Annotated in this window: 13 protein-coding genes; 3 read left to right on the top strand and 10 right to left on the bottom strand. The window is 44.8% G+C overall.

The window, feature by feature from the left end; genetic code table 11:
• Positions 1 to 7: 7 nt before the first annotated feature.
• On the top strand, positions 8 to 616 hold the full coding sequence (locus tag FMM05_RS12575; RefSeq protein ID WP_143373733.1) for an NUDIX hydrolase: 609 nt from the start codon (positions 8 to 10) through the stop codon (positions 614 to 616).
• A gap of 115 nt (positions 617 to 731) precedes the next feature.
• On the opposite strand, the gene FMM05_RS12570 is transcribed toward FMM05_RS12575, so the two are convergent.
• The 4 genes from FMM05_RS12570 to FMM05_RS12555 all read right to left on the bottom strand — a co-directional run bounded on the left by FMM05_RS12570 (position 732) and on the right by FMM05_RS12555 (position 4,837).
• Positions 732 to 1,412: a hypothetical protein gene (locus tag FMM05_RS12570; RefSeq protein ID WP_143373732.1), complete on the bottom strand. Its 681-nt coding sequence runs from the start codon at positions 1,410 to 1,412 to the stop codon at positions 732 to 734.
• A 122-nt stretch (positions 1,413 to 1,534) separates the two neighbouring features.
• The gene (locus tag FMM05_RS12565; protein ID WP_143373731.1) at positions 1,535 to 3,265 is read right to left on the bottom strand and encodes a M14 family metallopeptidase; all 1,731 of its coding nucleotides are present in this window, start codon (positions 3,263 to 3,265) and stop codon (positions 1,535 to 1,537) included.
• Positions 3,266 to 3,275: 10 nt separating this feature from the next.
• Positions 3,276 to 3,731, bottom strand: a complete 456-nt coding sequence (gene coaD / locus FMM05_RS12560; RefSeq protein WP_143373730.1) for a pantetheine-phosphate adenylyltransferase — start codon at positions 3,729 to 3,731, stop codon at positions 3,276 to 3,278.
• A gap of 119 nt (positions 3,732 to 3,850) precedes the next feature.
• On the bottom strand, positions 3,851 to 4,837 hold the full coding sequence (locus FMM05_RS12555) for a D-alanine--D-alanine ligase (protein ID WP_143373729.1): 987 nt from the start codon (positions 4,835 to 4,837) through the stop codon (positions 3,851 to 3,853).
• Between the two features lie 118 nt (positions 4,838 to 4,955).
• Here FMM05_RS12555 and FMM05_RS12550 point away from each other — a divergent pair, with 118 nt between their 5' ends.
• Entirely contained in the window at positions 4,956 to 5,573 is a 618-nt protein-coding gene (locus FMM05_RS12550; protein WP_143373728.1) for a PASTA domain-containing protein, read from the top strand.
• Positions 5,563 to 6,609: an RluA family pseudouridine synthase gene (locus tag FMM05_RS12545; protein WP_143373727.1), complete on the top strand. Its 1,047-nt coding sequence runs from the start codon at positions 5,563 to 5,565 to the stop codon at positions 6,607 to 6,609. The genes FMM05_RS12550 and FMM05_RS12545 overlap by 11 nt, the downstream gene beginning before the upstream one ends.
• Before the next feature lie 353 nt (positions 6,610 to 6,962).
• Here FMM05_RS12545 and trpA read toward each other — a convergent pair whose 3' ends face one another.
• The 6 genes from trpA to FMM05_RS12515 form a co-directional block, all read right to left on the bottom strand.
• Positions 6,963 to 7,706, bottom strand: a complete 744-nt coding sequence (trpA, locus tag FMM05_RS12540) for a tryptophan synthase subunit alpha (protein ID WP_143373726.1) — start codon at positions 7,704 to 7,706, stop codon at positions 6,963 to 6,965.
• Positions 7,703 to 9,487 carry a tryptophan synthase subunit beta gene (gene trpB / locus FMM05_RS12535; protein ID WP_143373725.1) on the bottom strand — a complete coding sequence of 595 codons (1,785 nt, stop codon included), beginning with the start codon at positions 9,485 to 9,487 and terminating at the stop codon, positions 7,703 to 7,705. Before trpB ends, trpA begins: the two co-directional genes overlap by 4 nt.
• A complete protein-coding gene (locus FMM05_RS12530; RefSeq protein ID WP_143373724.1) occupies positions 9,484 to 10,254 on the bottom strand; it encodes an indole-3-glycerol phosphate synthase TrpC in 771 nt (256 codons plus the stop codon). The genes trpB and FMM05_RS12530 overlap by 4 nt, the downstream gene beginning before the upstream one ends.
• A complete protein-coding gene (trpD, locus tag FMM05_RS12525; RefSeq protein ID WP_143373723.1) occupies positions 10,251 to 11,234 on the bottom strand; it encodes an anthranilate phosphoribosyltransferase in 984 nt (327 codons plus the stop codon). Before trpD ends, FMM05_RS12530 begins: the two co-directional genes overlap by 4 nt.
• A 266-nt stretch (positions 11,235 to 11,500) precedes the next feature.
• Positions 11,501 to 12,064 carry an anthranilate synthase component II gene (locus tag FMM05_RS12520; protein ID WP_143373722.1) on the bottom strand — a complete coding sequence of 188 codons (564 nt, stop codon included), beginning with the start codon at positions 12,062 to 12,064 and terminating at the stop codon, positions 11,501 to 11,503.
• A gap of 36 nt (positions 12,065 to 12,100) precedes the next feature.
• Positions 12,101 to 13,489 (bottom strand): anthranilate synthase component I family protein, encoded by a 1,389-nt coding sequence (locus FMM05_RS12515; protein ID WP_143373721.1) that lies wholly within the window; start codon positions 13,487 to 13,489, stop codon positions 12,101 to 12,103.
• Between the last annotated feature and the right edge of the window lie 260 nt (positions 13,490 to 13,749).

Raw genomic sequence — 13,749 nt, 5'->3', positions numbered from 1 at the left:
ATTGCAAATGTATAAAGTTTTTGTGAACGACAAACCACTTTTTTTGACAAATAAGGTGGAAAAGGAAACCGATTTCCAGATGTTTTTAATGGAAAGCGTAGATATAGAGCAGCTTTTAAGGAGGATGTTTACCAACCGTATTGAGAAAGCTTTTTTATATCACCCTGATGAAAAACTTGCCCTTAAGATGCTTAAGGACAAGGTACCTGTGGCCAAAGCCGGGGGTGGCCTCGTTTACAATAAAAGGGGCGAGGTGCTCTTTATTTTACGTAACGGTAAGTGGGACCTGCCCAAAGGCGGCATAGAAAAAGGCGAAGAAATAGAAGATACTGCCCTGCGCGAAGTAGAGGAGGAAACCGGTGTGAGCGGACTTAAAATTACCCATAAACTGCAAAAAACCTACCACGTTTTTAAACGTGGTGAACGATATAAACTTAAAGTTACCCACTGGTTTGAGATGAAAACTGCTTATGATGGTGTGCTAACCGGCCAGTTGGATGAAGGGATTGAGAAGGTTGCATGGTTAAAACCTGACGATATTAAGGAGGCACTTAAAAATTCGTATGAAAATATAAAATTACTTTTTGAAGATAGTGCTGTAAAGCAGGAAGTATAGTTTTTTGAAGTTGATTTGATGATTGAAAAACTTGTGGATTTGATGATTTGCTAATTCGGTTATTTGTTAGAAAGCCATAATATAGCTAAAACCCGAATTACCAAATCCACAGTGATTATGGCAGCAGTACCGGCCCTATCCAGCCAAACCAAATAAGTACTCCTAAGGCACTGCCTGCAAATCCTGCAATTATAAAGGTAAATCGTTGTTGTTTAGGTATGATATAAAATACTATCCAGATTAAAATAATTGCAGATATAACACCTAATACCGTTAATATACTCCACGGGTTAAGGTTTAGGTGCTTTGCAAGATTTACTTCATCGCCTTTATTTTTAGTTTGAATATTGGCGATAGTATAAACTATTTTTTGAAGCAGTATTGCTAATTGCCTTGACCATAAAAATGCCACAAATACGGCTACCCAGTTTTTAAACGAGAGTGCCGTTTTTGCCCTTATTTTTTTTCGGTTTAGCCATAAAATAAGCAAGCCAATACTTCCTGAAAGCATTGTTTGTAAGGGGCCTGCTAATATATTTTCAAAATCATGCCCTTTCATTTCTCCACTTAATTGTGCCCTGTATTTTAAAAAATACTCCTTTTGTGGCGAATTCTCTTTTGCTAATATTTTAATTTCATCGGCCTTATATAGTGAATCGAATTTAGCAAGTTGTTTGTCGTTGTAGTCACCATAAGAAACCGATGCATAATGAAGTTTCGGGTTGTATCCATAATATTTACCCACTAAGTAATGCCCATACTCGTGGGTTTGTGTGCCTATTATCGTAGCGAACAAAAAACCAAATACAAGGGCAACGAAAAGGCGGGGATTTACTCGAAAATATTTAGAGAAATTTTTCAACGCGAGGTTCTTTTTTATTCAATAATAAGCAATTATAGAACACAATAACAAAAAAATTATTTGATCTGCCTGCAAACAGGATATTCCATATGTGATTTTTCGTAGTAGGGGGAGTGCTGATAGATCCAGTCTAATTGTGCTTCGGCATCATTGCCAAAGTCTTTATCCGTTGTTTTTTTAGCTTCAAAATCGGCTTTTAGCTTAGGATTGTCTTTTAGTAATTTAGCTGCGGTATCTTCAAACACGTATGCCGAAAAATATTCCTTTTGCTGCAATATGGCATCAAAAAAGTTCCAATTAAAATAGGAATCGGTTGCCTGGGGTTCCAGGGTCTCCAATAGGTATTTTACGCCGGGCTGTTGGGTATCTATTACCAAATCGCCTTTGCTGAACTTTATTTTTCGTGTAGCTGCTACAACCTTTGTATTGTAGTGTGCATAGTGTCCCTCGTAAGCATTCTTACCCGTATCGTAACCTGATATGCGGTAGCTTTCCACCTCAATTTCGGTATCTTTTTCTAAAGCAAACATTTGTATGTTGTTGGCTTTAAGCAGGTCTGTTACAGGCCACCACTGCTTTGGAATAATGTACGCCTTAGGTATCACAACATCTAAAACCGGACTATAGTTTTGATAATACCTTACCACTTTATTAAAAGGCTTCTTGCGGTCGTAATACAGCCGTTGCTGCCCTGATACCTCGCTGGGTTTATATGCGCCGTCGTAGCCTAAAAAGGGCAGGAGAGTGACCTGTGTACTGTCAACAGTCCACTGTAAAGTATATTTGTTTCCCGGCGTATAATTATCACGGTTGGCTATGCGCAGTTCTTTAATGGTGTTGTGATTCTTCTCTATAAAATCAATAGTTTGCACCATATAAGCATAGTTTGCCTTTACACGGCTTGTATAATCTTTAAGCATGTGGGTTTCGGGCATCGACCCCGGTACATCAAACAGCGATGCATACCCGGTAGAATACCGTGGGTAATCCATAAATTGGGCAAAACCTGCCTCCGGCTTATCGCCATGTATGTTTACATAAGGAACCGACTCAATACCTTTGGCTTTTAATCCTGACAGTATTTCGGGCATCATTTCGTTCTTAAAATAATTGCCCAGGTTACCGCCCAGTTTTTGATGCTGCGTGGCAACATACGTAAAGGTGTATTGATAGTCAGCGCCATTGCTAACGTGATTGTCTATAAAAACATCGGGCTTTACTTTGTGAAATATTTCTGTAAAGCTGCGGGCATTGCGGGTATCGTTCTTAATAAAATCACGGTTAAGGTCGTAGTTACGGGCGTTACCCCTAAAACCGTAGCTTTCGGGGCCGTTTTGGTTGGCACGGCTGTGTGAATTTCTATTAAGCGCACCACCAATATTATATACTGGTATGTTAACCAGCACCACATTTTTAGGTGCCTGCATTTTACCCGTAGCCAGGTCGCGGTACAGCATAATGGTGGCATCTATACCATCGGGCTCGCCGGGGTGTATACCGTTGTTTATTAGCAGTACTGCCTTGTTTTTATGTATATCGCTAAAATTGAAATTCTTATCCGGATTAAATATTACTATGTGCAACGGCTCCCCGCTATCGGTAAGGCCCATGGGCAACATTTGTATGCTTTCAAAATCCTTATCCAGCAGCTTAAAATAATCTATAGCCTCCTGATAGGTAGCGGTCTGGTTGCCGTTTCCTTTTTCGTAAGGGGTAAGATAAGCGGGTTTCTTTTGGGCATATATCGATTGCGAAAGCAGTAAAATCAGCAGTAGTAATTTCTTCATCAAAAAAGTATTATTTAACCCTTACCGCGTCCGGTACCAGTATGGTGTAATCGCCGCCGTTTCGTAACACATCGCGCACAATGCTGGAGCTTATGTAAGATGTATTGGCAGCCGTAAGAAGAAAAACCGTCTCAATTTTAGAAAGCCTGCGGTTGGTATGTGCAATGGCTTTTTCAAATTCAAAGTCGGCCGGGTTGCGCAGGCCGCGTAAGATAAATTTAGCACCCACTTTTTTGCAAAGGTCTATAGTAAGCCCCTGATAGGTAATAACCTCTACCTTAGGCTCATCTTTAAACGACTCTTCAATAAAATGCAGGCGTTCGTCAAGCGTAAACATGTATTTCTTTTCGGCGTTAACGCCAATAGCCACAATAACCTTGTCAAAAAGGCTCACACCGCGTTTTATAATATCGTAATGCCCCAGGGTAATAGGGTCAAAAGATCCGGGAAATACTGCTACTTTCATAAGGTTTATAGTTTGGGGAATTTTATTATTGAGATTCTTCGACTCCGTTGCACTTCACTCAGAATGACACGTTGATCTGAAAACTGTGAACCGACAACTAATAACTGTCAACTAAAAAACTACTTCTTCCAAAGCACTTTCCTGTTCAGGGCCAGTTTAATTTCGCTGTCCAGCAAATCGCTCATAGCAATACCGGCGTGCTGTGCCTGCTGAGGGAATATACTCTGCGGCGATAGCCCGGGGTTGGTATTGATCTCTATAAAATGCGGTTCGCCATCCATTACAATAAAATCGGTACGGCTAAACCCGCTCATGCCCAATGCCTCGTAGGCTTTAGCGGCTGTTTCGCGCACTTTTTGTTCGGTTGCGGCATCAAGCCTTGCCGGGGTAATTTCTTCCGACTTACCCAGGTATTTGGCCTCATAATCAAAAAAGTCGTTGTGCGATACAATTTCGGTCAGTCCCAGCACCGTGGTTTTCCCGTTATAGTTCAGCACCCCAACAGAAACCTCGATACCTTTAAGGTACGATTCAATTAGTATGTCGTTATCTTCGGCAAAAGCAAAGTCGAGCGCCTTTTGCAGGTCGGCCACATCGTTTACCTTGCTCACACCCAGGCTGCTGCCGCTCTGGTTGGGCTTAACCATAAAAGGCAGGCCAAGCGTGTTCACAATATCTTCGGCTGTAATGACATCTCCTTTAGATAAATAAATGGACTTAGCACGCGGAATGCTGAATTTAGAAAGCACACTCAGCGTATCCCTCTTATTAAAAGTAAGGGCGCTTTGGTAAAAGCCGCAGCCGGTGTACGGGATGTCTAAAAGTTCCCAGTACGATTGCAGGTGGCCGTCTTCGCCGGGGGTGCCGTGAACGGTATTTACAACAGCATCAAAAGTTACTTTAGCGCCATCGTTATCAAACGAAAAATCGCCTTTATTCACCGGTATTTTGTTGCCGTTAACAAGTACATGCCAGCCTTCGGGCAGTATATGCACTTCGAACGGGTTATATTTTGCGCGGTCTAAATTGTTTAAAATCAATTGCCCGCTTCGTATAGAAATGACAGACTCATCTGAGTATCCGCCCATTACAACAGCTATGTTCATTTAAATAAGGTTATATTGGCAGGGCCCGGCATGCGCTTAAGCCCACACAAAAATATCATTATTTGCGTAAACTTATAAAGTTTAGTATTATTTATATCTTTGCGGAAACTGATTACACATGAGCGTTAAAGAATTTTTAAAGAGTAAAGTTTTTTTTAAGCAGGTTGCCATAGCCTTAGGGATTATAGTTGTTGTAGTATTTTTATTACTGCAATGGCTTAGCATTGCTACCGATCATGGCAATGTTATACCCGTGCCGGACCTGCATAAACTAACTGTGGCAAAGGCTACCGAAACGCTTGAGAATATAGACCTGGAAGCTGTTGTGCTTGATACGGTTGATTTTAACCCTGATTTTCCGCCCTATACTATTACAGAGCAGGATCCGCTGCCTAAGGTTAACGTAAAGGAAGACCGTAAAATATATGTTAAGGTAAACAGCGGCGGTTACAGCACTGTTGCCATGCCCGACCTGATACAAAAAACCTACAGGCAGGCTGTGCCTACACTGCAAAGCCTTGGCCTGCAGGAAGGTACTAAAACCTATGTGCCGTATCTGGCAAAAGATGTGGTGTTAGAAATGAAACAAAAAGGCAAAAAGCTTAAAGCTGGCGATAAAGTAATGAAGGCCAGTAAAATAGACCTTGTTCTTGGCGATGGCAAAACAGGCTACCAGGAAAATGACAGTATTAATGATGTAAGAACGCTGGAACCAGCAGAAGATAATGACGAGTAAGCCAATTGTAGAGCAGGACCCGGATGATGAGTTGTATGAGCACTACCGCTTTGAAGCCGGTAAGGGCCAGCAGCCCCTGCGTGTAGATAAATTTTTAATGAACCTTGTAGAAAATGCCACGCGTAATAAAATACAGCAGGCAGCCGCTGCGGGTAACATTTATGTGAATGATATTGCTGTTAAAAGCAACCACAAGGTAAAATCTAATGATGTGGTGCGTGTGCTTTTAGAACACCCACCGTATGAGTATTTGCTTGAGCCGGAAAACATTCCGCTTAATATAGTTTTTGAAGACGACCAGCTTTTGGTGGTTAACAAAGAGCCGGGTATGGTGGTGCACCCGGGGCATGGCAATTATAGCGGTACGCTGGTTAATGCCCTTGCTTACCATTTTGAGAACCTGCCCATGAACAGCAGCGACAGGCCGGGGTTGGTACACCGAATTGATAAAGATACATCGGGACTTTTGGTGGTTGCTAAGACCGATCAGGCAATGGCTTACCTAACCAAACAGTTTGCCGATAAAACATCTGAACGTGAATATATTGCCCTTGTTTGGGGTAATGTTAATGATGATGAAGGTACTATTGAGGACAACATAGGCCGCCATGTTAAAGACCGTATGCAAATGGCTGTTTTTGCCGATGAAGACCAGGGCAAGCACGCCGTTACACACTATAAGGTGTTAGAGCGTTTTGGCTACGTTACGCTAATTTCCTGTAAGTTAGAAACCGGCCGTACCCACCAGATTCGTGTACACATGAAACACATTGGGCACACTCTTTTTAACGATGCCCGTTACGGCGGCGGGCGTATACTTAAAGGTACTACGTTTACCAAATACAAACAGTTTATAGAAAACTGCTTTAAAACACTGCCACGCCAGGCACTGCACGCCAAAACTCTTGGTTTTGAGCACCCTGTTACTAAAGAATTCATTCGGTTTGATACCGAGCTGCCACAGGACATGCAGGATGTGATAGAGAAATGGCGTAACTATTCTAAATCGCATACCCCGGAGGAAGAAGAAGCGTAGTTTAGTTTTCAGTCGCAGTCGCAGTTTACAGCTGCCGATGGTGGGTAGAGACGCATTGAATACGTTTCATACGTCATACAAAAACAGCCGTACTTAATTAGTGCGGCTGTTTTGGTTTGAGTAAGTTTTGGTATTGCTGGCGCGAGCGTTCCGCTCGTGCCCGTATAACGGAGCCGGTACGAGCGAGACGCTCGCACAGCGAAAAAGGACGTGTTCTCAATATCGCGTGAGATTGCTTCACTCCGCAAGCTTCGTTCGTAATGACAGGCTCCTGGCTAAACGAGCTGTACCCGTTGCTGTCTTTGCGAGGGAGGTACGACCGCGGCAATCTCATTATTCAATAGGGAGATACACTAAACCAACCCCTTCAAAAACTCCTCCTCATTCCCTACCTTAACAGCTTTTAAATAGGCCGTACCTACAATAACGCCATCTACACTTTTAAAGGCCTGTTCTTTCTTTTGTTTGGAGTCGATACCAAAACCAAGAAAAAGGGGAGTGCTGCCGCACAGGGTTTTAAGTTCGGCGTAGCGGCTGGATAGGGTGTTGCTGATATCGTAACCCTGACCGGTAATTCCGGTTTGTCCTACCAGGTACACAAAGCTGTTTTGGCACACCTGTGCAATGCGCTGTACACGGGCATCGGGTGTTAGGGGTGTGACTAAAAACGTAACGGGAATGCCGTATTTTTCGAACGCCGACTTATACTTCGTTTCGTATAATTCAACCGACAGGTCGGGTAAAATAAGTGAGGCGATGTTAAGCGACCGGCATCTTTGCAGAAAGGCATCAAGCCCGAATTGCAATACAGGGTTTAGATATCCCATTAGCACCAACGGAATGTAAATCTCACTTTGCATATCCTCCAACTGTTGTAACAATATACCTAACTTCATACCGTTGGCAAGGGCAATGCTGCTGGTTTCCTGAATTACAGGGCCATCGGCCATTGGGTCGGAGAACGGGATGCCAACCTCGGCAAAATCTACGCCCAGTTGTTGCAATTGTAGTAGCTGACCTTTTAGGCTGTGGAAATTGGGATATCCTGCCGTTACAAAAATGCTTACCTGCTTGCTGTCTTTTTTAAAGGGGTTCATAGGTTTGAAAATTTTTCCATGTACGTATTCATATCCTTGTCGCCGCGCCCCGAAAGGTTCACCACAATGATATCCTCTTTTTTTAGTTCCATTTTGCTTAGCGCCGAAAGGGCATGCGCGCTTTCTAATGCCGGGATAATACCTTCAAGCAGCGATAATTCTAATGCCGAAGCCAGTGCCTCGTCATCGGTAATGGCAATGCTTGTGGCGCGTCCGGTAGCGATGGTATGCGCATGCAGCGGCCCGATTCCCGGATAGTCTAACCCTGCCGAGATGGAGTGCGGTTCGGTTACCTGGCCGTCTTCGTCCTGCATTAATAGGGTCAGGCTGCCATGCAAAACCCCCGGCGTACCCAACACGCTGGTAGCTGCCGATTTACCCGAATTGATACCCAAGCCTGCCGCCTCAACCGCTACAAGTTCAACTTCAGGATTATCGTAATATTGGTAAAATGCACCGGCTGCGTTACTGCCGCCACCCACACAGGCAATTACTTTGTTAGGGTAGGTCTTCCCGGTTTTTTCCAGCAACTGCTGCTCCATTTCTTTAGAGATAACCGACTGAAAGTACGCTACAATTTTTGGGTAGGGGTGCGGACCCACCACACTACCTATCAAATAATACGAGTCAGGGTGGTTAATCCAGTGGCGAATGGCCTCGTTAGTAGCATCTTTGAGCGTTTTACTGCCCGATGTTGCCGGCTTAACTTCGGCGCCAAGCATTTTCATGCGCTGCACGTTAGGGGCCTGGCGTTCAATATCTTTTTCGCCCATATACACAATACAGTTAAGCCCCATAAGCGCGCAGACGGTTGCTGTTGCCACACCATGTTGGCCCGCACCGGTTTCGGCAATAATATTGGTCTTGCCCATGTGTTTGGCAAGCAATATTTGCCCGACCGTATTGTTGACTTTATGTGCACCGGTATGGCACAAATCTTCGCGCTTTAAGTAGATGGTAGCGCCATATTTTTCGCTCAGCCTGCCTGCAAAATACAGCGGGGTAGGGCGGCCTACAAAATCTTTAAGCAGCTGTTTATAATCGGTTTCAAAGGACTCGGTAAAGCAATAAGCGTTAAAAGCGGCATCCAGTTCTTCTACATTGGGGCGAAGCAGTTCCGGCACATAGGCACCGCCAAATTCGCCATAAAAACCAAGTGCATCGGTATCTAAATAAGAGGGTGTTTTCATTTTCAGTACTTTTAAAAAGTTGGCAATAGCCGTTGGGTCTTTTTCTTTTGGTGCAACCTCAAAACGGCTGTTAAGGTCATAACCTGCTAATTTTGGGTGGCTAAACTCCTGTAGTGCCTGTGCCGAATCCGGCCCGATGCCACCACTTAGTATAAAAGGCGTGTTGCCGTTATAATTGTCTAAAATATGCCAGTTAAACACGATACCCGTGCCGCCATGCCTCTCGCTTTTGGTGTCGAATAAAAAGTAATCAACCAGGTTTTCGTAGGCTTTAGTGGCTTCGAGGTCGGCTTCCGTGGCAATACCAAATGCCTTTATAATTTTAAAACCTTCGGGTAATTGCCTGATAAAGTCGGGGCTTTCACTGCCGTGCAGTTGCAATACATCTAATTTGTGCAGGGCAACCCGCTCTTTAATATAAGCTACGGAAGCATTTACAAATACGCCCACTTTTTTCTTAGTGGTGTCAAAGCTTGTGGTAGTAAAACGCTTGGAACCTTCATAAAATATGAAGCCTAAATGGGTTATACCACTGATTTCGGCTACCAGCCGGCTGCTTGCGTTATCAGTCAGTCCGCATACTTTTATCATGACCTTAAGTGTTTAACCAGTTCGGCCAGGTGGCCTTCGCGAAGGATGCTCTCGCCAATAAGCGCCCCTTTAAAACCGGCGGCCTTTAGTGCATCAATATCTTCAGTCGTCCTGATGCCTGATGCCGATATGGCCGGGATATGCTTCGGCAAAATCTTAATCAAATCGAACGAATGCTGTAAGGTAGTTTGCTGCGCTTTAAGGTCGCGGTTATTAACCGCCACCAAATCGACTTCCGCAGGGATAAAGCCGACTTCCTCGGCCGTATGTACTTCATACAAAACTTCCAGGCCCAGGTTGCGGGCCACATTGGTAAGGTAGGTAGCTTCCTGCGATTGTAGTATGGCGCCTATCAGCAAAACGGCATCGGCACCGGCGGCTTTGGCCTCGTACAGCTGAATTTCATCAATTATAAACTCTTTGCGCAGCAGCGGCAAATGTGCAACACGGCGAGCGGTTGCAATATCGTTAAGGCTTCCGCCGAAGTAGTCTTTATCAGTCAAAATCGAAATGCCGCTTGCACCGTTGTGCTCGTAAAAAGCGGCTTGTTCGGCTACGTCTAATCCCAATTTTATGTCGCCGCCACTGGGCGATTTGCGTTTTATCTCGGCAATAATGCCAAAAACTGCTTTGGTTATAGCGTCACTTAACGAAAGAGTTTCACGGTTAAAATGCTCGCTTTCGCGGAAACAATCTATCGAAAACGACTGTTTAACGGCTTCAACCTCCCGGCGTTTGTTGGCAACTATCTGTTCTAATACATTCATGATGTTATCTTTTTTAGGGGATTGATGGCGTTGCCGGATAGCACAGCCTCATACGCTTCGGCGAAAGCCACTTCAAAGCTTTTTTGTGGGTGGAAGGTCTGCAACGCCAGTGCTACATTGCCCGCCAATACGGTGTTTTGCTGTTCAGTGCCTTTGCCTTGTAATAGGTTAGCCAACAATTCTGCGGCTGCATCTACGGTGTCGCCACCTGAAATTTGAGATAAGTTTATTGTTGATTTTAACGGCGAGCCTTCGATAAGTTCGTCACGCTGCTGACCCAGTACACGGGTTACACCAATGAAGGTAAGCTCATCAAAACCATCCATGCCGTGCAATACGGTAAACTCTTTACGTTCTGTACGCAGCACATGCTGGTATTGCCGTGCCAGCTCTAACGAGTAGGTTCCTGACAATTGGTGCGTTGGGTTGGCCGGATTTACCAGCGGCCCCATGCTGTTAAAAAATGTGGCAATGCCTAATGCTTTTCGCAACGGCGCTACTGCCTTTAGTGCGGGATGGAACAGCGGCGCATGCATAAAGCAAATCTTGGCGCTATTAAGCTGCTTTTGCAGTATATCGCGATCGTTGGTAAAAGTGTAGCCTAAATTCTCCAACACGTTACTCGACCCGCAAAGCGAACTCACCCCATAATTGCCGTGCTTTACCACTTTATAGCCCATACCCGCCAATACAAACGCCGTGGCGGTAGAGATATTAAACGTATTCTTGCCATCGCCGCCGGTACCGCAAACATCTATGCTGTCGCCTACATCAAAATGCATGGGCAGGGCAAGTTCCAGCAACGCTTCGCGAAAGCCGTTAAGCTCGTCGAGCTGCAGGCCACGCATTTGTATGCCGGTAATAAGGGCCACGGTTTGCGCATCGTTTAGCGTGCCGTTGCCAATGGCAAGCATGCAATTATAGGCCTCGGTTTTATCGAGGTGGGCGCGGGTTATTATTTTATCGAGTATGTGTTTCATTTTTTTTTGGAGACCTCACCCCAACCCCTCTCCGAAGGAGAGGGGCAACTACACAGGGGGTATTAGAGTAGCGTTAATTGTTATTTATTGAATCGCGTGAAGCTTTTGTTTTGTCCTCACCCCAGCCCTCTCCAAAGGAGAGGGAGCAGCTACACTCGGCTGTTTTGAGCAAAGATATATTGTATATAATTGCGAACTGTACCCGTTCTCGGCTCCCCTCTCCTTCGGAGAGGGGTTGGGGGTGAGGTCCAATTCAAAATTCGTAATTATTCCCTTATCCAATTCTCTATAATTTGCCTGCCCTGCGGGGTTAGTACTGATTCCGGGTGAAACTGTACGCCGCTGGTGGGGTGTGTGGCATGGCGCAGTGCCATAACGGTACCATCGGCGGTTTGGGCAGTTATTTGTAGTAGCGGATTATCCTGTGCGGTAATTTTCCAGCTGTGGTAGCGGCCCACGGGCATGGTTTGCGGCAGTCCCTCAAAAAGCGGGTCAGGCGTAAGTATTTCCATGTCAGTAGCCTTGCCGTGAACAGGCTCGGGGCATTGCTCTAAATGTCCGCCAAAAACTTCGGCAATAGCCTGATGGCCCAGGCAAACGCCCAGCAATTTCTTTTTGCCCGAATAGCGCTTTATAACATCGAGCAGTTCTCCGGCTTCGGATGGGATGCCTGGGCCGGGCGATAGCAATAGGGCATCGCAAGTGTCGAGTTCATCATAATCTACCTCGTTGTTGCGCTGCACAATTACTTCTGCATTATCAGTTTCGCGCACATAGCGCACAAGGTTGTATACAAAGGAGTCGAAATTATCTATTATACCTATTTTCATAATCGTATTTGTCAAAAGTCTTAGAGTCGAAAGTTTTTAAAGTGGTAAAGGCTGAGAGTTCGCAGCGGTTATGGCGCGGCGAACGGCACCCAGTTTGTTGTTTACTTCCTGTAGTTCGTTTTCAGGAATGGAGTCTAACACTACACCGGCACCGGCGCGGTAGTGCAGCTCGTTATTTTTGCTAAAAATGCTGCGTATTACAATGGCAAGGTTCATGTTGCCATCGGTACCTAAAAAACCTATGGCACCGCCGTAATACTCACGCGGACTCACCTCGTACTTCTGGATCAGTTTTAACGCCTCGGGTTTGGGTGTGCCCGATAGCGTTCCGGCGGGAAACGTTCCGGCAAAAAGCGTCAATGCATCGGTAGCTTCGGCCTGGCCTGTTACTTTAGATACCAAATGTATTACGTGCGAAAAATGCTGTACCTCTTTGTATGATGCTATATGCACATCGTTGCAATATTTACTCAGGTCGTTACGTGCAAGGTCTACCAGCATGGTGTGCTCAGCGTTTTCTTTTTCGTCGTGCAGCAGTTCGTTGGTGTTATGTACGTCGGTAGCGGCATTGCCGGTTTTTTTAACCGTGCCCGCAATGGGGTGTATGGATGCCATGCCATCTTTAAGGCGTATCTGTGTTTCGGGCGAGGACCCCATTAAGCGGTACGACTCCATATCTACATAAAACAGGTAGGGCGAGGGGTTAAGCCTGCGCAACTGTCGATACACCTCGAAATCGTCGCCAAAAAAGGGCTGCGAGAATGGGCGCGATACCACAAGCTGAAAAACATTGCCCCTGTAAATATGTTCTTTGGCTTTGTTTACCAAATCTATAAACTCATTATTCGCTATCAGGGTTTTCTCGTCGCCTTTGGTTTCAAAAGGCAATAGCGTAAAACTCTGCCTGCGCAACAGGGCTTCAAAATCGGTGTCGGGTTTTGTTGTACCGTCTATAGAGTTGTATAGAATTTCGCCGGTATCATGAAAATGGTCCAGTACTATTAAATACTTATACAATATAAAGTAGGCCTTGGGTATGTTCAGGTCAGACGGCTTTTCTTCGGCAACCGTTTCTTCAAAATGCGAATATTCGAAACCAAAGTAGGTCAGGAAGCCGTTATTGGTAAACGGATTGGCAAAGTCGAACCCTGCAATAATCTGCTGAACCTGTTGGGTAACTTTGCGTTTATCTGTAATGGGGTGCTCGGTTTTTTGCCCGGCAACATCTATTGTAATAACAGCATCAAACACTGTAATTTCTATAAGCGGGTCGAGCCCGATGTAGGAGGTACTGTCGGCACGGGAGTGGTAATCGTTACCCTCCAGCAGGCACGGTTTGCGGTAGTGGTTGCGCAGCCCCATGTAGAGCCCAACGGCAGTATACATGTCGGCGTTAAAAGAATAGGCTTGTGTATGTAGTTTCATGGTGATTTAAAATTTTTGGGTAAAAGAAAAACGGCTTGCCACATTGTGACAAGCCGTTTAAACATAATGGTATATATACGTGTTTAGGCAACAGTCACTAAAAGAGTTGACTGCCACCACCAAAAATTTACAGATATGTTGTGCGATTGTAAAATCATAAGGTAAAAGTAGTAAAGGTATTTTTATTGAGCAAGAGAATATAATTAAATTTAACTATTACTTTTTTTCTCATTGTCTTGCAATGTGTCGTTATTGCGAGT

This window comes from Flavobacterium zepuense (assembly GCF_007097145.1).
Classification (GTDB): Bacteria; Bacteroidota; Bacteroidia; order Flavobacteriales; family Flavobacteriaceae; genus Flavobacterium; species Flavobacterium zepuense.
The sequence above is the reverse complement of the archived record's forward strand: the minus strand, read 5'-3'. Positions and strand labels throughout refer to the sequence as shown.